The following is a 20,017-nucleotide window of genomic DNA, read 5'->3' as shown; positions in this document are numbered from 1 at the left end:
GGCGGGGCCCCCCGGGGGGGGGGGGCGCCCCCCCCGGGGGGGGGGGGGGCCGGCCCCCCCCCCCCCCCCCCCCGCGGTGCGTTGTGTCCACGAAGCCGCCGGGCACGGCGATATCGTCGGCGCGTGACGAGTCCTCCCGGAGGAAACGACGACGACGCCGCCGCGAAGCCCGGACGCCTGGTGTGCGCCCGCTGCGGCACCTCGGCCGAAGCCCCGCAGCTCACCTGGACCTGCTCCGTGGAGCACGGCGCTCGCCGGGACTTCTGCGGGACCTGCTCCCGGGAGAACCTCAGGGCGATCGAGGGACGGCTGGACTCGGACTGGTGGTAGAGCGCGGGCAGCGGGTCAGCCGTGGTACCCGCCCGGGGCTCACGCCTCCGCCGCCGGCTCCTCGCCGTCCGCCGGGTCCTCCGGGACGAATCCCGGCAGCCACTCCTCCAGCTCCTCGCGCAGACGCACCGCCGCCCCCAGCTGGCACAGCACTCCGATCGTGCTCAGGGTCACCCGGTGGATCAGCAGATACGACGGGGGCAGGTTGAGCTGCTTGCCGAGCTGGTAGGCGGGGGAGCGAGGGTCGGCGACACGGGCCGCCTGGCTGCGCATCCAGCCACGGGTGAAGGTGAACTCCTCCACCTGGGCCGGCTCGATGATCGGCAGCAGATAGTCCAGGACCGCGTCGGGATCGAGCTCTATGGTCTCCTTGACGAACCCTTCCGCGCACAGAAGCTCGTAGACCGCCTCGGCCTCCCCGTCGAGGGTCATCCGCAGGGACTCGCCGATGGTGGCCGGCAGACCACCCGGAAGACGGTCGACCGTGCCGAAGTCCAGGACGCCCAGGCGCCAGTCGTCCTCGCCCTCCGGCCCGCCGGGCAGCAGCCGGAAGTTGCCCGGGTGCGGATCGGCGTGCAGCAGGCCGGTGCGCGCGGGGCCGGAGAACAGGAAACGGGCCAGGAGCTGGCCGGCGCGGTCACGCTGTTCCTGGGTGCCGTCCGAGATGATCTCCGACAGCGGGACGCCGTCGATCCACTCGGTGACCAGGACCTGGTCGGACTGGTGCACCACCTGCGGTACGACGACGTCCGGGTCGTCCGTGAACTCCTCCGCGTGGGCCTGCTGCGCCTGGGCCTCGAGGCCGTAGTCCAGCTCCTCCGAGACGCGGTCCTTCAACTCCGTGATCAGCGGCTTGATGTCCATCCCGGGGATCAGCGGACCGAGCAGGCGGGAGAAGCGGCTCAGCTGGTTCAGATCGGACAGCAGGGCCTCACCGGCACCGGGGTACTGCACCTTGACCGCCACCTCACGGCCGTCGTGCCACACCGCCCGGTGCACCTGCCCGATCGAGGCCGCCGCGGCGGGCTTGTCCTCGAACTCCAGGAACAGCTTCTGCCAGCCCTCGCCGAGCCGCTCCTCGAGCACCGCGTGCACGGTGCGCGTCGGCATCGGGGGCGCCGCCTCCTGGAGCTTCGTCAGCGCCGCACGGTACGGGCCGGCCACCTCCTCGGGCAGTGCCGACTCGAAGACGGACAGGGCCTGGCCGAACTTCATCGCGCCGCCCTTGAGCTCGCCGAGCACCTTGAAAAGCTGCTCCGCCGTGCGCTGTTGGAGCTCGCGGCCGACCAGCTCCGCGGACTCGCCGACGATCCGCTTGCCGAATCCCCAGGTTGCCCGCCCGGCGATGCCGAGCGGGAGTGCGGCGAGCTTGGCGGTCCGGGTGACCGCCTTCCGGGGAAGATCAGACATGCGCCCTCCAAGTCCCAGCCGGCCGCTCCGCCTCTGCCTCACGGCACTGCTCCGACGGCCGTTGCACCGCCATTGTCTCGTGTGACTGCCCTTCCTCCGAGAGGCGCTCCCCCTTTCCTCTCTCCGCGGCAGCGCACGGGCATGCAGGATGCGCCCAGATCGGCCGCGCATGCCAGTGGAGACCGGGGACGGACACCTCCCAGCGTGCCCCGGCGCTCGACGGAACCCGGCCGTCGAGAAAGGCCAGCGTGTGGGCGGCGGCCAGTCCCGCCACGGTCGTGGCGAGCGTCAGGTCGCAGGGCCGCACCTGCCGCTGCCTGCCGGAGCGCCACTGGGCGACAAGGCGCGGCCAGGTCGGGTCCCGGTCGGTGCGGCTGTGATGCAGACAACCCGCGCAGCCCGTCTCCCCGGGCAGGACGAGAGGGCCGACCATGCCGGTCCCCTCCACCACACCGGCGTACAGATGGGGTGTCCCGGCGGACATCAACGACTCGGCGGCGGACGGGTCCGGCGCGTACATGGCCACATCGTCCCGCGGGGCGACGATCACCAGCGAGAAGCCGGGGTCTCCTTCCTCCTCCTGGTGCGCCTGCGCTGTCGCGGGGCGCGGCGGCCGGTCCGGGGCCGCCCGGCGCGCGGCACGTCGGGCCGCCTCGTCGCGGCGGTCGCCGACGGCATCGGCGGGCAGCCCGCCCGGCGCGACGTCCCACGGTTCCACCCGTCCGAGGTCGCGCACGTCGACCTCGCCGACGCCGGCCCCCGCGAGCAGCGAGGCCAGCACGGCGCCGACCCGGCCCGCACCCCGCACCTGAACGCGTTGCGCGCGCCGGGCGGCCAGCCGTCCGATCGCGTCGCCGGGAGCGGAGGTGGTCAGAGACAGGGAGGCCAGGTCGGGGCGGAGCCGGTCGAGTACCTCCTTCTTCCGGCGCAGGGCGTCGGCGGCCGGTCCGCCGCCCCGCGCGTCGTCCAGGAGCCCGGCCCGCGCGAGCCGCCGCACCAGCCCGTCGACATGACCGTCGGGCAGATCCATCCGGCGTCCCTCCTCCCGCAGCAGCTCCAGCCCCCGTGTGCCGTTCAGCAGGTCGAGGAAACTGCCCGTCGCCTGGTCCATCGGGCCCAGCGTCATCGCATGCGCCGGTGTCATCCCGAACTGCACCGTGTTGAGGTCGCGCCAGCCGCGCCTGAGCGCGGGTTTCACCATCGGATGCATGACAGGCCCCCGTATGTCATAGATCGTCCCCGTATGCCGGTCGAGAGTGGGAGTAGCCCGAGACAGGCCGCAGGCCCGGCCCTGGTCCCGGACCGAACTTGCCCGTCGCTTCGCCGACAGAGCCAGCATGCCCAAATCCGCCGCAGGCCGCCGAAAGTTGTCCACAGGCACGGGCATTCGTCGTACAAATCCGGCTGCCGGTGGGGCATCGGCACCGAACCGTCCCGGAGCCGGGACTTCCCCGTGTGCAGCGGGTAACGTCGGGGCGTGCCCGCCGACCCACTGCACCGCGCCGGAAAGCCACAGCGCAGCACGACGAGCCAGCCGCCGAGCGGCTCGAGGGCGAGCGCGATCGAGGTCCGCAGAAGCACCCGCCGACGCCGAACGGTCTCCGCGTACCGCGAGGGCGATCGCACCGTCGTGCTCATCCCCGCCCGGATGTCCGAGGCGGAGGAACAGCGCTGGGTGACCGTCATGCTCGACAAGCTGGCCGCCCAGGAGAGCAAACGGACCCTCGGCGACACCGAGCTGGCCGAACGGGCCCGGCGTCTTTCGGACCAGTACTTCGGCGGGCGGGCTCGGCCCGCTTCGGTGCGCTGGGTGACCAACCAGAACACGCGCTGGGGATCCTGCACCCCGTCCGAGGGCAGCATCCGCCTGTCGCACCGTCTGCAGGGCATGCCCGAGTACGTGGTCGACTACGTACTCGTCCACGAACTGGCTCATCTGCTCGTCCCCGGTCACGGACCCCGCTTCTGGGAGCTGCTGGAGGCCTATCCGCGGACGGAGCGGGCCCGGGGTTATCTCGAGGGCGTGGTCGCCGCCGAACGGTTGCCGCATGTGCCCGGTGCGCGGGGCGAACGCCCCACGGGGTGAGTGACCGCTTTGCGTGAGCGAGCAGCCCGATACGGCCGCGCGCGGGTTCTGTACCGGGTCTGTACCGACTTCGTCCGGTGTCGGAGTTTGCCGTTAGCCTGGCGCGACGCAATCACGTTCTGGATGGGGGACGGTCGTTACGCATGGCCAGGGAATTCCAACGCGGCCACAAGGCCAGGATCAGTGACCTCACCGCGGGCACGGATCTGTACGTAGGCGTGCAGATCTCGGGCCCCGGACTGAGCTTCGACATCAGCTGCTTCGGCCTCGACGCCGACGAACGGCTCTCGGACGACCGCTACTTCGTCTTCTTCAACCAGCCGAAGTCCCCTGAGGAATCACTTCAGCTCCTGGGCGCCCAGGCGGGCGACACGGAGTCCTTCCGGGTGACGCTCGACCGGATCCCGCCGCAGATCCAGAAACTGTCCTTCACGGCGACGATCGACGGCGCCGGCCAGATGTCGCAGATCGCCCCCGGGTACATCCGCATCGTCGCGGGCGGCGAGGAGGTGGCCCGCTACTCCTTCAACGGCTCGGAGTTCTCCACCGAACGGGCCGTGATGCTGGGCGACTTCTACCTCAAGGACGTCTGGCGGTTCGCCGCCGTCGGACAGGGCTTCGACGGCGGCCTCGACGCGCTGCTGAAGAACTTCGGCGGCGAGGTGGCCGAGGAGGAGGCGCCCGAGCCCGCCCCGCAGCAGCCGCAGGCCGGCGCCGCCCCGGGCTTCGCCCCGCCCGCGTTCGGCGTCCCCGGCACTTCGGAGCCGGCCCCGGCCCCTGCCCCGCAGGCTCCTCCGGCCCCCGCTCCCGCGCCGCCGCCCGTACCCCAGCCCGCCGCACAGGGCTTCGCGCCGCCTCCGGCGCCCGCTCCCGCGCCCGGGGTGCACGGTGCTCCGACCATCGTCGCGCCCATGAACACCCCGCCCGGCGGCTCCCCGGTCCCACCCCCGGCCCCGGCGCCCGCCCCCTACGGCCAGCCGGGCCAGCAGCAGCCGCACGGCCAGGTCCCGGGCCAGACCGCCCCGCTGCCTCCCGGCTACGGCCAGCCCCAGGCACCCCAGGCCCCGGCCCCGCCCCCCGGATACGGCCAGCCCACCCCGCCCCCGGGCTACGGCCAGCAGCCGCCGTTCGGACAGGCTCCCTACGGTGCCCCGCAGCAGGGCGCCGCCCCGCAGGCCGCCGCTCCCCAGGGCGCCGGTGTGTCTGCCGCGCTCCAGCAGTTCAAGGAGACGCCCACAGGGCAGCGCTGGACGCAGCAGAACAAGAAGCTCGTCCGCGTCGACCTCGGCATCGGCGGACAGCCCGTACTCGCCCGGCAGGGCAGCATGGTGCTCTACCAGGGCAAGGTCGACTTCAGCTACAAGGGCGCCGGCTTCGCCGGCCGGATCGTGGGCAACGCGACCGGCCAGGAGATGCAGCTGATGCGCTGTACCGGCCAGGGCCAGGTGTTCCTCGCCGAGAACTCGACGATGCTGCACCCCATCGAGCTCCAGGGCGACGCCGTCTGCGTCTCCGCCGAGAACGTCCTCGCGTTCGACGAGAGCCTCACCTACGAGGTCCGCCGCATCGAGGGCCACGGCATCCCCGGTGGCGCCCTGTTCACGATGCAGTTCCAGGGGACCGGCACCATCGTCGTGAAGACGCACGGCACGCCCGTCGTGCTGCCCGTCACACCGACCACGTTCGCCGACTGCAACGCCGTCGTCGCATGGTCCGCCGCCGCCCAGGTCGTCGTCTCCAGCCAGGTGCGGATGCGCCGCAACGCCTACCCCGGTGACACCGGCGAGAGCGTGAACCTCCAGTTCCGGGGAGCGCCCGGCAACTTCATCGTCGTCCAGCCGTACGAGGTCTGAGGGAGCCCGTCATGACACAGCAGCTCGCGGGCCACGCCCCCGCACCCGTCACCGCCCGCATGGAGAACCACGGCAACCACATGCTGAAGGTCGCCATGCAGACCGGGAACGACCTCTTCGCGCGCGTGGGGTCGATGGCCGCCTACGAAGGGTTCGTCCAGTACGAGCCCAACCCGCCGGCCGTGCGCCAGATCGCCAAGGACTGGATGACCGGCGAGGGCGCGCCCCTGATGAAGTGCTCCGGCGACGGCCTGCTCTACCTCTCCGACTACGGAGCGAACGTCGTCGTCATCAACCTCAACGGGGACGGCATCTCCGTCAACGCCACCAACCTGCTCGCCTTCGACGCCCACCTCACGTGGGGTGTCGAGCGGGTCAAGGGCCTGGCGAAGTTCGCCGGACAGGGCCTGTGGAACACCAAGATCTCCGGGCAGGGCTGGGTCGCGTTGACCTCCCGGGGCAAGCCGATCGTCGTCGACTGCGGAGGCGGCGAGGACGAGACGTACGTCGACCCCGACGCGCTCGTCGCCTGGTCCCCGAACCTCAAGGTCAAGGGCAAGCGCAGCTTCAGGGCACAGTCGCTGATCGGCCGTGGCAGCGGCGAGGCCTACCAGATGGCCTTCTCCGGTCAGGGCATCGTCGTCGTCCAGCCCAGCGAGGACAGCACCGACCGTCTCCGGGTCCGGGGCTGAGGGGGAGCAACACGCCATGCAGAGCCCGATTTTCGCCTACAACGAGCAGCAGACCCAGGACCGCTGGAGCCTGCAGAACAAGCAGATGCTGCGCGTCGCCCTGGAGGGCCACGACGACATCCTGGCCCGCAAGGGCACCATGGTCGCCTATCAGGGCCTCGTCGAGTTCGACGCCGAGTACCAGAGCAACGACCAGTCGCGCGCGCGTGCGCACACCGGTGAGGGACTCGACCTGATGCGCTGCCACGGGCAGGGCACGGTCTACCTCGCCAACCTCAAGCAGCACGTCCACGTCATGGATGTGGAGCAGGACGGTCTCACCGTCGACAGCAGCTATGTGCTGGCGATGGACTCCTCCCTGCACCACGAGGTCATCGCCGTCGACAGCCTGTACGGCATCTCCGGCTCCGGGAAGTACCAGCTCAACATCACCGGCCGGGGCAAGATCGCCCTGATGACCTCGGGCATGCCGCTGCTGATGCAGGTGACCCCCGACAAGTACGTCAACTGCGACGCCGACGCGATCGTCGCCTGGTCGACGAGCCTGCGTGTGCAGATGCAGGCCCAGACCCACTCCTCCGGGGTGTGGCGGCGCCGCGGCAACACCGGCGAGGGCTGGGAGCTGAGCTTCATGGGCACCGGCTACGCGCTCGTCCAGCCCAGCGAGCTGCTGCCACCGCAGAACGCACAGGTCGGCTCGGGCCTCTCCGCGCAGTACGGCATGGGCCAGCAGGGGGCGCGCGGGCAGAACCAGGGCAACGTCTGGAGCTGAGCGCTCCGCGGGTTCGGCCGAGTCGGGTTCGAGGGCTGTGCGGTCTCGTCCAGACCGCGGGCCGTCTGTGCTCGCTCGCGCAGTTCCCCGCGCCCCCGAAGGGGGCGCAGCCCACTGCCAGGATCGAAAGTAAGGGGCGGCCGCATGAGCGGTCGCCCCTTACCGGTGTTCAGGCCCCGAGCCTCGCGCGCGTCGCCGCCAGCAGCCGCACCACCGACTCGTCGGCCACCTCCGAGACCTCGTCGTACGCGAACCAGCGCACGTCGAGCGACTCGTCGCTGACCGCGTGCGCGGCGTCCGGGGGTGCCACGACCGCGTACTGGACGTCGAAGTGGCAGTGGCACGGTGGGGGAATCGGGTGCCGGTCGAGGCGGACCGGGCCGCCGGGCAGCAGCGAGAGCCCCGAGACGCCGGACTCCTCCGTCGCCTCACGCAGGGCGGCGGCGGCCAGGGAGGAGTCGCCCGGTTCGCAGTGGCCGCCCATCTGAAGCCACATCCGCAGCTTCTTGTGCAGGGTCAGCAGCACCCGGCCGGCCTCGGGGTCGATCACCAGGGCGCTGGCCGTGATGTGACCCGCCTGGCACGGCTTCCACAGACCGTCCGGGTGCTCCGCCAGGTGGTCCAGATAGGCCTGGCGCAGCTCCGTCTGGTCCTCGTACCCCTTCAGCACGAGGACCACGTCGTCGTACAGGCTCACCCGGCGTCGTCGCCCTTGTTCTTGTCCTCGCCCTGGTCCTCGTCGCCGGAGTTGTCCTTCTTCTTCAGATCGGGCTTGTCCGCCGCCTCGCCGAGCATCTTGTCCAGCTCGGAGAAGTCGATCTGCTCGCGGTGCACGAAGCCGTCCGGGTCGTCCAGGTCGGTCGCCGTCGGCAGCATGTCCGGGTGGTGCCACAGGGCGTCCCGGCCGTCGACACCGCGCGCGTCCGTGAGCGAGGCCCACAGACGGGAGGCGTCGCGCAGGCGGCGCGGGCGCAGCTCCAGACCGATCAGCGTGGCGAACGTCTGCTCGGCCGGGCCGCCCGAGGCCCGGCGGCGGCGCAGCGTCTCGCGCAGGGCGTCGGCGGACGACAGACGCGGCTTCGCGGCGGCGTGGACCACCGCGTCCACCCAGCCCTCCACGAGCGCAAGAGCCGTCTCCAGACGCGCCAGGGCGGCCTTCTGCTCCGGCGTGTCCTCCGGCTGGAACATGCCCTGCTGGAGAGCTTCCTGCAACTGCTCCGGGTTCTGCGGGTCGAACTGGCCGACCACGTCCTCCAGCTTGGCCGTGTCGACCTTGATCCCGCGGGCGTAGCCGTCGACCGCGCCGAACAGATGCGAGCGCAGCCACGGCACGTGCGCGAAGAGGCGCTGGTGGGCGGCCTCGCGCAGGGCGAGATACAGCCGCACCTCCTCCTGCGGGACGCTCAGGTCCTTGCCGAAGGTCTCGATGTTCACCGGCAGCAACGCGGCCTTGCCGGCCGGGCCGAGCGGCAGGCCGATGTCGGACGAGCCGACGACCTCGCCCGCGAGCACGCCGACGGCCTGCCCGATCTGCGTGCCGAACATGGCGCCGCCCATCGAGCGCATCATGCCGATCAGCGGGCCGGCCATGGCCTGCATCTCCTCCGGCAGGACGTCGCCCATGGCGGTGCCCACGCGCTCGGCGACCGGGTCGACGAGCTCCTTCCAGGCGGGCAGGGTCGCCTCGACCCACTCCGCGCGGCTCCAGGCCACCGCGGAGGCGGCGCCGGACGGCAGGGACGTGGCGTCGTCGAGCCAGAGGTCGGCCAGGCGGACGGCCTCCTCGACGGACTTGCGGTCGGCGGGGCCGACGCTCGCGTCCTTGGTGCCGTCAGGACTGCCCTGGGAGACCGTCTGGCGGGCGATCTGCTTGGCCATGTCCCAGTTCACCGGGCCGCCCTCGTAGGAGAGCATCTGGCCCAGCTGCTGGAACGCGGCGCCCAGGTCGTTGGGGTTCAGAGAACCGAACATGGCAGCGAACGGATTGTCCGCACCGGGGCCACCAGGGCCGCCGCCAAAGCCTCCGGCTCCTGGCAGGCCGCCGAAACCGAACGGATTGGCCGGTCCCTGACCACCACCGCTCTCCTGGTCCTTCTTCTTGCCCTCGTCGCCGTCGTCCGGCTCCTCCGGCGGAAGGCCGAATCCGAATGGGGTGTCACTCACGGGATTCCTCGGCTTGTAGGGCCGCCGGTTCTTTCCGGCGGCACGGCTGCCCGACATCACCACCCAGCGTAGACACCTCGGGGCGGATCGGGCCTCGGTGCTTCGCCGACTGACGGCCTGCGGCAGGATGGATGCCACCTGGTACGCACGCTTCACTCGTGCTCGTACTGAAGACAACCGCTGGAGACGCCCGGTGAGTTCCCCAGATCCGCAGGTTCGCGCAGCGCGAAACCAGTCAACCAGTTCCGCGAGTCCCGCGGCGCGCGGGCCCGTCGTCGCGGTCACCGGCGCCGCCTACGGCATCGGGGCGCTGCTCACCGAGCAGCTCGCCGCGTCCGACGAGGTCAAGCAGGTCGTCGCCATCGACGAGCGGCGTGGCGAGTGCGCAGCGGCGCAGTGGCACATTCTGGACGTACGGGATCCGGCCATCGCGGACAAGCTGCGCGGCGCCGACGTGGTGGTGCACCTGGCGCTGGATCTCGATCTCGAGACCGACGCCGCCGCCCGGACGGCCTACAACGTACGGGGGACGCAGACCGTCCTGACGGCGGCCGCGGCGGCCGGAGTGCACCGGGTCGTGCTGTGCACCTCGGCGATGGTCTACGGGGCGCTGCCGGACAACGAGCTGCCCTTGTCCGAGGACGCCGAGCTGAGGGCCACGGCGGAGGCGACGGGCGTCGGTGACCTGCTGGAGATCGAGCGGCTGGCGCGGCGTGCCCCGCGGGCGCACCCGGGGCTCAACGTCACCGTGGTCCGGCCCGCCGTGCTGGTGGGAGGCACGGACACGGCGCTGACCAGGTACTTCGAGTCCCCTCGCCTGCTCGTCGTCGCCGGGTCGCGGCCCGCGTGGCAGTTCTGCCATGTCGAGGACCTGTGCAGCGCGCTCGAGTACGCCGTCCTGGAGAAGGTCGACGGGGAACTGGCCGTCGGATGCGACGGGTGGCTGGAGCAGGAGGAGGTCGAGGAGCTCAGCGGCATCCGGCGGATGGAGCTGCCCTCGGCGGTCGCGCTGGGCGCGGCGGCGCGACTGCACCGGATCGGGCTCACACCGTCTCCGGCGGGCGACCTGGCGTACACGATGTACCCCTGGGTGGTGAGCGGGAGCCGGCTGCACGACTCCGGGTGGCGTCCGCAGTACACCAACGAGGAGGTGCTGGCGGAGCTCCTGGAGGAGGTCTCCGGACGGCACACGGTGGCCGGCCGGCGACTGGGCCGCAAGGACGCGACGGCCGCGGGCGCCGCGGGCGCGACGGTGGCGCTGCTGGGTGCCGCGGCGGTGGTCCGACGCGCCAGGAAGGCCCGGCGGCGGATCTGAGAGACGCCCCTGTAGGAGACTCCAACGCGTACGCGCGCGTGCCGGTCGATAGCTCTATTCCGTGCTGTCAGCCGCGTGCGGCACGATGGAGGCATGGCATCCACGAGCGATCACCCCGGTGAGCAGGCCGCGCAGGACCCGATCAAGCTGATCGGGATTCGGGACACGGCCCTCTCCGTGGACGAGGTGTTCCGGGCGGTCGGGGACGACGCGGCCGGCGGCACGGCGCTCTTCGTGGGGACCGTGCGCGACCACGACGGGGGCGCCGATGTCGCGGAGCTGGGGTACTCCTGCCACCCCAGTGCCGAGGCCGAGATGCGGCGGATCGCCGAGAAGGTGGTCGCGGAGTTCCCCGTGCGCGCGCTGGCGGCCGTGCACCGCGTGGGGGACCTCCGTGTCGGAGACCTCGCCGTCGTCGTCGCCGTCTCCTGTCCGCATCGGGGAGAGGCCTTCGAGGCCTGCCGGAAGCTGATCGACGACCTGAAGCACGAAGTGCCCATCTGGAAGCACCAGACGTTCTCGGACGGTACGGACGAATGGGTCGGCGCCTGCTGATCGAAGTCGCCCTCCGGTTGCGTAACCGCACCCCTGGCGTGAGCGTTGTCACTGCGGATGGTTAATCTGCTGATCAGTCAGTTGCGGACGCTCAATGGGGTTGGAGGTCGGCATGGCGGCTCTCGCCTGGTTGCTGATTCCGCTTGTGGCTGCCATCGGCGCGGGGCTCTGGGGCAGTTGGGCCAACCGGACTCGCAGGGCCCGCGGCGACGGCCCGGAGCTCACCGGATACGCCCGCTTTCGCGAGGCCATGGAGAAGCCTCGGCCGGGTAGCTGACGGCCAAGGAAACAGCAGGTCACAGACGGTATAGCCCACAGGGCCGCCCCGGACGGGCGGCCCTGACGGTGCGCTGACAGGACCGTCCCGTACTGTCGAGTCATGCCACGCCGCACCGCGACGATGCTCGCCTCCACCCTGATGCTGATCGCGCTCCTGTGCGCGGGAGTGTTCATCCCCGTGCCGTACGCGGAGATGTCCCCGGGGCCGACGGTGAACACACTCGGCGATCATGACGGTGAGCCGGTGCTGCAGATCTCGGGGCGCAAGACCTATGCGGCCAGTGGCCACCTGAACATGACCACGGTCCGGGTCACGAGCGCCGACTACCGGATGAACCTGGTCGAAGCCGTCTACGGCTGGCTCGCGCACGACAACAAGGTCGTGCAGCGCGAGACGCTCTACCCGGACGGCAAGACCGAGGAGCAGTCGACCCAGGAGAACGCCGAGGAGTTCAGCCAGTCCCAGGAGAGCGCCAAGGTCGCCGCCCTGAAGGAACTCGACGTTCCGGTGAAGTCGTGGGTCATCGTCTCGACGGTCGTCAAGGGATCCCCGGCCGAGGGCAAGCTGCACGCCGGCGATGTGATCAAGGCCGTCGACGGTACGACGGTCAAGGAGCCTGCCGACGTCGCGAAGCTCGTGACTCAGCGCAAGCCGGGCCAGGACGTGCGCTTCACCATCGTGCCGGCCAAGGAGCAGGCCGCCGCGGAGAAGGAGAAGCGGACGCCGACGAAGACGCAGGACATCACCATCACCACGACGACCTCGGACGACAGCGGCGAGAAGCGCGCCATCGTCGGGATCTCCGCGGGCACCGACCACACGTTCCCGTTCACCGTCGACATCAAGCTGGCCGACGTCGGCGGGCCGAGCGCCGGGCTGATGTTCGCGCTCGGCATCTACGACAAGCTCACGCCGGGCAATCTGACCGGGGGCAAGTTCGTGGCAGGCACCGGCACCATCGACGACACCGGCAAGGTCGGTCCGATCGGCGGCATCGAGATGAAGACCGTGGGCGCCCGGGCCAAGGGCGCGCAGTACTTCCTGACGCCCGCCGACAACTGCGCCGCCGCCGTGAAGGACACCCCCGAGGGCCTCACCCTCATCAAGGTGGACACCATCCAGGACGCCCTCGGCGCCCTCAAGGACCTCCGCAGCGGCGACACCGCGGATCTGCCGAAGTGCGGCAAGTAGTCCGCGGGATCGAGGACGAGCCGGGGCAAGGCGACCGGCGCGGCTGAGGGGACCGGTGGGATCCGCGGGACCTGCGGGACCTGCGGGACCTGCGGGACTGGGATACCAGTGGGGCCGGTGGGACCTGCGGGACGGTAGAGAACCTGCGGGACCGGTGGGAACCTGCGGGTCCCGTGGGCCCCGGGCCCACGGGACCGGCGAGCCCCCTCACATCACACTGCTCCCGCTCTACTCGGCGAACGTCGCCGCCAGCGCCTCCGCCAGGCCGGGGACCAGGTCGGAGCCGGTGAGGACCTCCGTGGCGGAGTCCTTCTCGCGCAGGCGCAGGGCCGACTCGCGGGCGCCGTCGCGCAGGACCGCGACCGTCATCCGGACCTCCTGCCGGTCCGGGTGGTCCGCCACCCACTTCGTCAGCGCGGCCCCGCCCAGACCTCCCGGAACCTGTGCCTCCGCGGACGGCGGCAGCATCAGACGCTCCACGGCGAGGGCGCAGCCGACCACCGCGTCGGGCCAGGCGATGGTGGCGAGGAACTCGTCGAGCGGCTTGCCCGTTGGAACCTCGTCCTGCTCGATCGGGGTGAGGCCGGAGTTCTCCGAGTCGTCGCCGAGACCGAGCCGGTCGGCGAGCGAGGGCTGTTCGGCCCGCAGCCGTGCGGTGTCGACGAGGGCGAAAAGGCGGGCGGGCTGGTCCCAGCCGAGGCCGGAGACGTACTCGTCGATCTCGAGAACGGCCCGGGTGAGCGGGTTCGCAGCCATGGGAGTGTTGGACATGGTCACAATCCTGCCTCGTTCCTGGCCGGAATCGGGAACCGAGTAAACGGTGAGTAAGTTGCATAGGTGGGGGCCCACGATCACCGGGGGCCACGCACGGTCCGTGAAGACGCGGGCCTGACGGATCAACAGCGAACTTCGAGGTGCGCACCTTGGCTTTCCAGATGCCGGACCGCGGCGGAGGCCCGACAGGGCCGCGGATGAGAGTGGGCCGCCCGTCCCGGCGTGTCCGCACCCTGCTCATGACGCTGGGCGTCCTGGCCGTCCTGGGCATGGCGTTCACCATGTTCGCGGGCTTTTGGACGGACTGGCTCTGGTACCGGTCGGTGAACTACTCGTCGGTCTTCACCACGACCCTGTGGACCAAGATCGGGCTCTTCTTCGTCTTCGGCCTGCTCATGGCCGTCGCCGTCGGCCTCAACATCTGGCTGGCGCACCGGCTGCGGCCACCGCTGAGCGCCATGTCGATGGAGCAGCAGAACCTCGACCGCTACCGGATGGGCATCGCGCCCTACAAGAAGTGGCTGCTGTTCGGGATCACCGCCCTGGTGGGCCTGATCGCCGGCGCCTCCGCGTCCGGCCAGTGGCGGACCTGGCTGATGTGGGTCAACGGCGTTCCGTTCGGTGAGAAGGACCCGCAGTTCAAGCTGGACGTCTCGTTCTACGCCTTCGACCTGCCCTGGTACCGGTTCCTGCTCGGCTTCGGCTTCGCCGCCGCGATCCTGTCCGTGATCGCCGCCGCGCTCACGCACTACCTGTACGGCGGGCTGCGCGTCACCAGCCCCGGCGCGCGCGCCACGGCGGCGGCCACCGGGCACCTGTCGGTGCTCATCGGCGTCTTCGTGGCCCTGAAGGCGGTCGCGTACTGGCTCGACCGGTACGGACTCGCCGTCAAGTCCAGCGACTTCAGGGCGACCGACAACTGGACGGGCCTGAGGTACGTCGACGCCAACGCCTACCTGCCGGCCAAGACGATCCTGTTCTGCATCGCCGTCATCTGCGCGCTGCTGTTCTTCGCCACGCTGTGGCGGCGCACCTGGCAGCTGCCCGTGATCGGCTTCGGCCTGATGGTGCTCTCCGCGATCCTCATCGGCGGGCTCTACCCGGCGATCGTGCAGAAGTTCCAGGTCCAGCCGAACGAGCAGGCCAAGGAAGCGCCGTACGTCGAGAAGAACCTCGAGGCGACGCGCAAGGCCTACGGCATCGACGGCACCAAGGTCACCGACTACACGGGCACCAGCAAGACCGAGGACAAGACCAAGCTCCGCGACGACGTCGACTCCACGGCGAGCATCCGGATCATGGACCCGAACATCGTCTCGCCGACGTTCCAGCAACTCCAGCAGATCAGGAACTACTACGCGTTCCCGAACAATCTGGACGTGGACCGTTACGCCAAGGGTGGCAAGGACCAGGACACGGTCATCGGTCTGCGTGAGCTGAACCTCGCGGGCATCCCGAAGAAGAACTGGATCAACAACCACTTCCGTTACACCCACGGATACGGAGTGGTCGCCGCCGAGGGCACCAGCGCGGACGCCCAGGGCCGTCCGAACTTCACGGAGTCCGACCTGCCCTCCGAGGGCGACCTCGGCTCGTACGAGCAGCGGGTCTACTACGGCGAGAAGACCACCACGTACTCGATCGTCGGCGGTCCCCAGAAGGAGATCGACTACTCCGACGACAACGGCGAGAAGACCACCAGCTACAAGGGTGACAGCGGGGTCAATCTCTCCAACCCGGTCAACCGGGCCGCCTACGCGGTGGCGTTCGGTGAACCGCAGATCCTCTACTCCGGCGCCATCGGCGAGGGTTCGCGGGTCCTGTACAACCGCACGCCCAAGGAGCGCGTGGAGGCGGTCGCCCCCTGGCTGACCATCGACGGCGACGCCTACCCGGCGGTCGTGGACGGCCGAATCCAGTGGATCGTCGACGCGTACACGACGACGAACGGATACCCGTACTCCTCGCGTACGACCCTCGGTGACACCACGGCCGACTCGCTGACCGCCACCAACGACAACCGCGCGGTGGTGGCCCAGCAGAACCAGGTCAACTACATCCGCAACTCGGTGAAGGCGACCGTCGACGCGTACACCGGCAAGGTCAAGCTCTACCAGTGGGACACCAAGGACCCGGTCCTGAAGACCTGGATGAAGGCCTTCCCGGACACGGTGGAGCCCAAGAGCGACATCTCCAAGCCGCTGATGGACCACCTGCGTTACCCCCAGGACCTGTTCAAGGTCCAGCGGGAACTGCTCACGCGCTACCACGTGAAGGACGCGACGACGTTCCTCAGCGGCAGCGAGGTCTGGCAGGTGCCGGACGACCCGACGAACCGGTCGGGCAGCGCGGTGCCGCCGTACTACCTGAGCATGAAGATGCCCGACCAGAAGGCCCAGGCCTTCTCGCTGACGACGACCCTCACGCCCAACGGCCGGGACAACCTCAGCGCGTTCATGGCCGTCGACGCCGAGGCCGGCGCCAGCGACTACGGCAAGATCAGAATCCTGAAACTGCCGACCAACACCACGGTCAACGGACCCAAGCAGGTCCAGAGCCAGTTCAACTCCCAAGAGGACATCGCCGAGTCCATCAGGCTCCTGAGAGGCGGTGACTCCGAGGTCGAGTACGGCAACCTGCTGACGGTGCCCCTCGACGGAGGACTGCTGTACGTGGAGCCGGTCTACGTCCGTGGCGGTGGACTGAAGTACCCGCTGCTGCGCAAGGTGCTGGTCACCTACGGAGGCCAGACGGCCTTCGAGAACACGCTCGACGAGGCCCTCAACAAGATCTTCGGTGCGGAGGGTGCGACGCCTGAGCCACCGGACGACGGCGATACGACGCCACCGCCGACGTCCGAGGACCCGACGGTCAAGCAGGCCCTGGAAGACGCCCAGAAGGCGTTCACCGAGGGCCAGGACGCCCTGAAGGAGAACGACTGGGAGGCGTACGGCCGGGCGCAGAAGGACCTGGAGGAAGCCCTGCAGCGCGCCGAGGAGGCGCAGGCGGCGGCGGACCGGGCCGGCGGTGCCGGGGGCGGCGAGAGCAAGCCCAGCGGCAGCCCCAGCGCCGACCCGAGCGGCAGTCCGAGCCCAAAGCCGAGCAGCTAGGCCTCCGGCCTGGTCAAATGCTCCCCCCGCGCCGTGATACGGTTGTGAACACAACGGCGCGGGGTGGAGCAGCTCGGTAGCTCGCTGGGCTCATAACCCAGAGGTCGCAGGTTCAAATCCTGTCCCCGCTACTGAAATCGCGAAGTCCGAGTGACGGAGCGACATCGAAGGCCCGGATTCCACAAAGGAATCCGGGCCTTCGTGATGTGTGAACGCATGTGCTGGTGCGGGCTGCGGCCGTGCCGCCGGGGGGAGTTGGGCAATCTGTGTTTGACTTGTCTCTCTGTGGGCATGTCGACAAAACGCTGTAGTGACCTCAATGGCTGCGGTATACCAGGTGTACCCAGGTTGCAGGTGGTGCGACGATGGACGTTATGGGGGACAAGGCAACTCTGTTCGAGACAGGGCGTTTTGTGCAGCCTTCCAGCCGGGAGGACACCGACACCCCGGACGAGACCGGGGAAATCGCCGATGAGGCAGCCGAGGAGCTGCGTCAGCGGCTCGCCGCGGAGGCCGGCGACGTCGAGGCGATGAGTGTCCTCGGGGCCATGCTGCTGCGCCGTGGTGATCTCGACGGTGCCGAACCTCATCTGCGTGCCGCCACCGCCGCGGGCGACCGGGCCGCCGCCAACAACCTGGGAGTCCTTCTCCATCAGCGGGGTTATGCCGACGAGGCCGCCGGATGGTGGCGGATCGCCGCCGTCGCCGGATCCACGGCCGCCGCGCACGCCCTTGGCCGGCACCACCGCGAGCGCGGCGACGAACCCGCCGCCGAGTACTGGCTGCGCCAGTCCGCGGAGCAGGGCCACACCCTGGGCGCCTACGCTCTCGCCGACCTGTTGGAGCACCGCGGTGACGCCGGGGCCGAGCACTGGATGCGGGCCGCGGCCGAGCGCGGGCACCGGGAGGCTGCGTACCGGCTGGCGCGGGCGCTGGACCGCAAGGCGGCGCGGGAGGCCGGCGACGACGGCGCATCCGTGCCGGACGAGGCCGAGCAGTGGTACCTGCAGGCCGCCGCGCGCGGGCACCGGCGGGCCGCCCTGCACCTCGGGACGATCCTGGAGAAGCGCGGCGAGCTCAAGGAGGCCGGGCGCTGGTACCTGACGTCCGCCAAGGACGGCGAAGCGCGGGCCGCCTGCGCGCTCGGATTCCTGCTGCGTGACGCGGGCGACACCGAGAACGCCGCCGTGTGGTGGCTGCGGGCCGCTCAGGACGGCGACGGCAACGCGGCGAACGCGCTGGGCGCGCTGCACGCCGAGCGGGGCGAGACCCAGACCGCCGAGCGGTGGTACCGGGCCGCGATGGACGCGGGCGACGTGAACGGCGCGTACAACCTCGGGCTGCTCTGCGCCGAGCAGGGGCGCACCCCGCACGCCGAGCAGTGGTACCGGCGCGCGGCCTACGCCGGGCACCAGGAGGCCGCGAACGCGCTGGCGATCCTGCTGCTGCGGGCCGGGGACGAGACGGGTGCGGAGCCGTGGTTCTCCAAGGCCGCGGAGGCCGGGAGCGTGGACGCCGCCTTCAATCTGGGCATCCTCCACGCCGGACGGGGCGAGGAGCAGGCCGCGCTGCGCTGGTACGAGCGGGCCGCCGCAGCCGGGCACACGGAGGCCGCGCTGCAGGTCGGCATGGCGCGACTGAGGGACGGTGACGACCAGGAGGCCGAGCGGCACCTGCGGTGCGCGGCCGGGGGCGGCAGCGCCGAGGCCGCCTACCGGCTGGCGACCGTGCTCGACGCGCGCCGGCCGCCGGAGCCCGCGCACGAGCTCGGGGAGCCGGTGCACCGGCGGAGCGAGTGCGAGGAGTGGTACGAGCGGGCGGCCTCGCAGGGGCACCGGCGGGCGCAGGTGCGGGTCGGCATGCACGCCGCGGCCCGGGGGGATGTCGTCGAGGCGGCCCGGTGGTACCGGGAGGCGGCCGAGGCCGGCTCCCGCAACGGCGCGTTCAATCTGGGGCTGCTGCTGGCCCGGGAGGGCAGCGAGCCCGAGGCGGCGGTGTGGTGGACGCGGGCGGCCGATGCGGGGCATGGGCGGGCGGCGTTGCGGCTGGCCCTGGTCTACGCGCGTCGGGGGGAGCTCGCGGAGGGGCAGCGGTGGGCCGACCGTGCGGTGTCCCTCGGGCCTGAGTCCGTCGCGGAGCGGGCGGCCCGGCTGCGGGACGCGCTGCGGCAGGAGCTGTCGGCGTAGAGCCGGGCCGGGCCGCGAGGCGCCGCCGCGTAAGCGATTTGCATCGAGCCTCTGCGTTCACGTAATGTTGCATTCACCGACGCGGGGTGGAGCAGCTCGGTAGCTCGCTGGGCTCATAACCCAGAGGTCGCAGGTTCAAATCCTGTCCCCGCTACTGAAGGCCGAGGGCCGGAATCCGAAAGGGTTCCGGCCCTCGGTGTTTGTTCGGGCGGTGCCCCGTGGTCCCCTCAACGAACAAGCCCCGGCATCCATCGATGCCGGGGCTGTCGGGAAGGAGGGGGCTAGGCGGCCGCGCAGTTCGGGCAGACGCCGCGGTACGTCACCTCGACGTCCGAGACCGTGAAGCCGAAGCGCTCCGAGTCGGGGAGGTCCGCCAGCGGGTTGCCGATGGGGTGGACGTCCCGGATCGCGCCGCACTGGGCGCAGACCAGGTGATGGTGCGGCTGGTGCGCGTTCGGGTCGTATCGCTTGGCGCGCTGGTCCGTGGAGACCTCGAGCACCTCGCCGAGGGTCACGAGCTCGCCGAGCGTGTTGTAGACGGTCGCACGGGAGATCTCGGGCAGCTTGGCGACGGCCCGGGCGTGGACCTCGTCGGCCGTCAGATGGACGTGTTCGCCGTCGAGGACCTCGGCCACGACACGCCGCTGCGCGGTCATCCGCCATCCGCGTCCGCGCAGCCGTTCCAGAAGGTCACTCATGGCCACCAGCCTAGCAGCAAAACGGACCAGGTCCCGAACAGGTGTGGTTTTAGAATCCGACTTGTTTTAGATGTTGTCTATGGAGTGGGCGTGGTTCCGGGCCGGGCCCCTGGGTGGAGGCCGGCCCGGTGGTGCTGTCAGGCGGGCACCTGCTGGCGGGTCGGTACCCAGCAGCGGATGATGTCGCGGACCGAGACGATGCCGGCGGGTTCGCCGTCGTCCAGCACGATGAGATGGCGGAAGCCGCCGTGCGTCATGGCTCGTGCCGCCTCCTCCAGGGTCCAGGCCGGAGCCGCGAACACGACGTCGGTCGTGGTGTGGGCGTGGGCGCGTTCCGTGTCCGGGTCCTGGCCCTTGCCCACGGAGTTGAGGATGTCGCGTTCGGTGAGGATGCCGATGCCGCCGGCGTCGGGGTCGTGGACCACGGCCGCCCCGACCCGGCGGGCGGACATCAGCGTGGCGGCCTGTCGAAGGGTGTGGGTCGGGCCGATGGTGAGGACGACGGTGCTCATGGCGTCACGGACGAGCATGGATCGAGCCACCTCCTGGGAGTGTCCCCTCCGTTTGTTCAGCGTTTCACAAATTCACAAGTCGGGGGGACT

Annotated in this window: 17 protein-coding genes and 2 tRNA genes; 12 read left to right on the top strand and 7 right to left on the bottom strand. The window is 70.6% G+C overall.

Features of this window, described 5'->3' with window-relative positions; genetic code table 11:
* Window positions 1-123 precede the first annotated feature (123 nt).
* Window positions 124-330: a hypothetical protein gene (locus ACIBK5_RS30445; protein WP_399024430.1), complete on the top strand. Its 207-nt coding sequence runs from the start codon at window positions 124-126 to the stop codon at window positions 328-330.
* A 39-nt stretch (window positions 331-369) separates the two neighbouring features.
* On the opposite strand, the gene ACIBK5_RS30440 is transcribed toward ACIBK5_RS30445, so the two are convergent.
* Window positions 370-1,740, bottom strand: coding sequence for an ABC1 kinase family protein (locus ACIBK5_RS30440; protein WP_399024429.1), 1,371 nt, complete (start codon window positions 1,738-1,740; stop codon window positions 370-372).
* The gene (locus tag ACIBK5_RS30435; protein ID WP_399024427.1) at window positions 1,733-2,950 is read right to left on the bottom strand and encodes a ThiF family adenylyltransferase; all 1,218 of its coding nucleotides are present in this window, start codon (window positions 2,948-2,950) and stop codon (window positions 1,733-1,735) included. Before ACIBK5_RS30435 ends, ACIBK5_RS30440 begins: the two co-directional genes overlap by 8 nt.
* Before the next feature lie 267 nt (window positions 2,951-3,217).
* Between ACIBK5_RS30435 and ACIBK5_RS30430 the strand changes: the two genes are divergently transcribed.
* The 4 genes from ACIBK5_RS30430 (at window position 3,218) to ACIBK5_RS30415 (ending at window position 7,143) form a co-directional block, all read left to right on the top strand.
* Window positions 3,218-3,826: a M48 family metallopeptidase gene (locus ACIBK5_RS30430; RefSeq protein ID WP_193481071.1), complete on the top strand. Its 609-nt coding sequence runs from the start codon at window positions 3,218-3,220 to the stop codon at window positions 3,824-3,826.
* 143 nt (window positions 3,827-3,969) lie between these two features.
* The gene (locus ACIBK5_RS30425) at window positions 3,970-5,679 is read left to right on the top strand and encodes a TerD family protein (protein WP_399024424.1); all 1,710 of its coding nucleotides are present in this window, start codon (window positions 3,970-3,972) and stop codon (window positions 5,677-5,679) included.
* Between the two features lie 11 nt (window positions 5,680-5,690).
* Window positions 5,691-6,371 carry an AIM24 family protein gene (locus ACIBK5_RS30420; protein WP_215118632.1) on the top strand — a complete coding sequence of 227 codons (681 nt, stop codon included), beginning with the start codon at window positions 5,691-5,693 and terminating at the stop codon, window positions 6,369-6,371.
* 16 nt (window positions 6,372-6,387) lie between these two features.
* Window positions 6,388-7,143, top strand: a complete 756-nt coding sequence (locus ACIBK5_RS30415; protein ID WP_399024422.1) for an AIM24 family protein — start codon at window positions 6,388-6,390, stop codon at window positions 7,141-7,143.
* A gap of 169 nt (window positions 7,144-7,312) precedes the next feature.
* Here ACIBK5_RS30415 and ACIBK5_RS30410 read toward each other — a convergent pair whose 3' ends face one another.
* Both ACIBK5_RS30410 and ACIBK5_RS30405 read right to left on the bottom strand, forming a co-directional pair.
* On the bottom strand, window positions 7,313-7,840 hold the full coding sequence (locus ACIBK5_RS30410) for an NUDIX hydrolase (protein WP_399024420.1): 528 nt from the start codon (window positions 7,838-7,840) through the stop codon (window positions 7,313-7,315).
* Window positions 7,837-9,306: a zinc-dependent metalloprotease gene (locus tag ACIBK5_RS30405; RefSeq protein ID WP_399024418.1), complete on the bottom strand. Its 1,470-nt coding sequence runs from the start codon at window positions 9,304-9,306 to the stop codon at window positions 7,837-7,839. The genes ACIBK5_RS30410 and ACIBK5_RS30405 overlap by 4 nt, the downstream gene beginning before the upstream one ends.
* Window positions 9,307-9,499: 193 nt before the next feature.
* On the opposite strand from ACIBK5_RS30405, the gene ACIBK5_RS30400 reads away from it, so the two are divergent.
* The 3 genes from ACIBK5_RS30400 (at window position 9,500) to ACIBK5_RS30390 (ending at window position 12,647) form a co-directional block, all read left to right on the top strand.
* Window positions 9,500-10,621 carry an SDR family oxidoreductase gene (locus ACIBK5_RS30400; protein ID WP_399024416.1) on the top strand — a complete coding sequence of 374 codons (1,122 nt, stop codon included), beginning with the start codon at window positions 9,500-9,502 and terminating at the stop codon, window positions 10,619-10,621.
* Window positions 10,622-10,714: 93 nt separating this feature from the next.
* Window positions 10,715-11,176, top strand: a complete 462-nt coding sequence (locus ACIBK5_RS30395) for a molybdenum cofactor biosynthesis protein MoaE (protein ID WP_399024414.1) — start codon at window positions 10,715-10,717, stop codon at window positions 11,174-11,176.
* Window positions 11,177-11,555: 379 nt separating this feature from the next.
* Window positions 11,556-12,647, top strand: a complete 1,092-nt coding sequence (locus ACIBK5_RS30390; protein ID WP_399024412.1) for a PDZ domain-containing protein — start codon at window positions 11,556-11,558, stop codon at window positions 12,645-12,647.
* A 228-nt stretch (window positions 12,648-12,875) separates the two neighbouring features.
* Here the strand turns inward: ACIBK5_RS30390 and ACIBK5_RS30385 are convergent, their stop codons facing one another.
* Window positions 12,876-13,418 (bottom strand): PPA1309 family protein, encoded by a 543-nt coding sequence (locus ACIBK5_RS30385; RefSeq protein WP_399024410.1) that lies wholly within the window; start codon window positions 13,416-13,418, stop codon window positions 12,876-12,878.
* 164 nt (window positions 13,419-13,582) lie between these two features.
* Here ACIBK5_RS30385 and ACIBK5_RS30380 point away from each other — a divergent pair, with 164 nt between their 5' ends.
* From ACIBK5_RS30380 to ACIBK5_RS30365, 4 genes are all read left to right on the top strand, one after another.
* Window positions 13,583-16,531: a UPF0182 family protein gene (locus tag ACIBK5_RS30380; RefSeq protein WP_399024474.1), complete on the top strand. Its 2,949-nt coding sequence runs from the start codon at window positions 13,583-13,585 to the stop codon at window positions 16,529-16,531.
* Window positions 16,532-16,588: 57 nt separating this feature from the next.
* Window positions 16,589-16,662 (top strand) — tRNA-Met (locus ACIBK5_RS30375).
* 234 nt (window positions 16,663-16,896) lie between these two features.
* The gene (locus ACIBK5_RS30370) at window positions 16,897-18,717 is read left to right on the top strand and encodes a tetratricopeptide repeat protein (protein ID WP_399024408.1); all 1,821 of its coding nucleotides are present in this window, start codon (window positions 16,897-16,899) and stop codon (window positions 18,715-18,717) included.
* 80 nt (window positions 18,718-18,797) lie between these two features.
* A tRNA-Met gene (locus tag ACIBK5_RS30365) sits at window positions 18,798-18,871 on the top strand.
* 127 nt (window positions 18,872-18,998) lie between these two features.
* On the opposite strand, the gene ACIBK5_RS30360 is transcribed toward ACIBK5_RS30365, so the two are convergent.
* Window positions 18,999-19,415, bottom strand: coding sequence for a Fur family transcriptional regulator (locus ACIBK5_RS30360; protein ID WP_399024406.1), 417 nt, complete (start codon window positions 19,413-19,415; stop codon window positions 18,999-19,001).
* Window positions 19,416-19,552: 137 nt separating this feature from the next.
* Window positions 19,553-19,945, bottom strand: a complete 393-nt coding sequence (locus tag ACIBK5_RS30355; protein ID WP_399024404.1) for a cyclic nucleotide-binding/CBS domain-containing protein — start codon at window positions 19,943-19,945, stop codon at window positions 19,553-19,555.
* Window positions 19,946-20,017 lie beyond the last annotated feature (72 nt).

The organism is Streptomyces sp. NPDC050546 (assembly GCF_044457425.1).
Lineage (GTDB): Bacteria > Actinomycetota > Actinomycetes > Streptomycetales > Streptomycetaceae > Streptomyces.
This window is presented reverse-complemented; position numbering and strand designations above follow the sequence as displayed.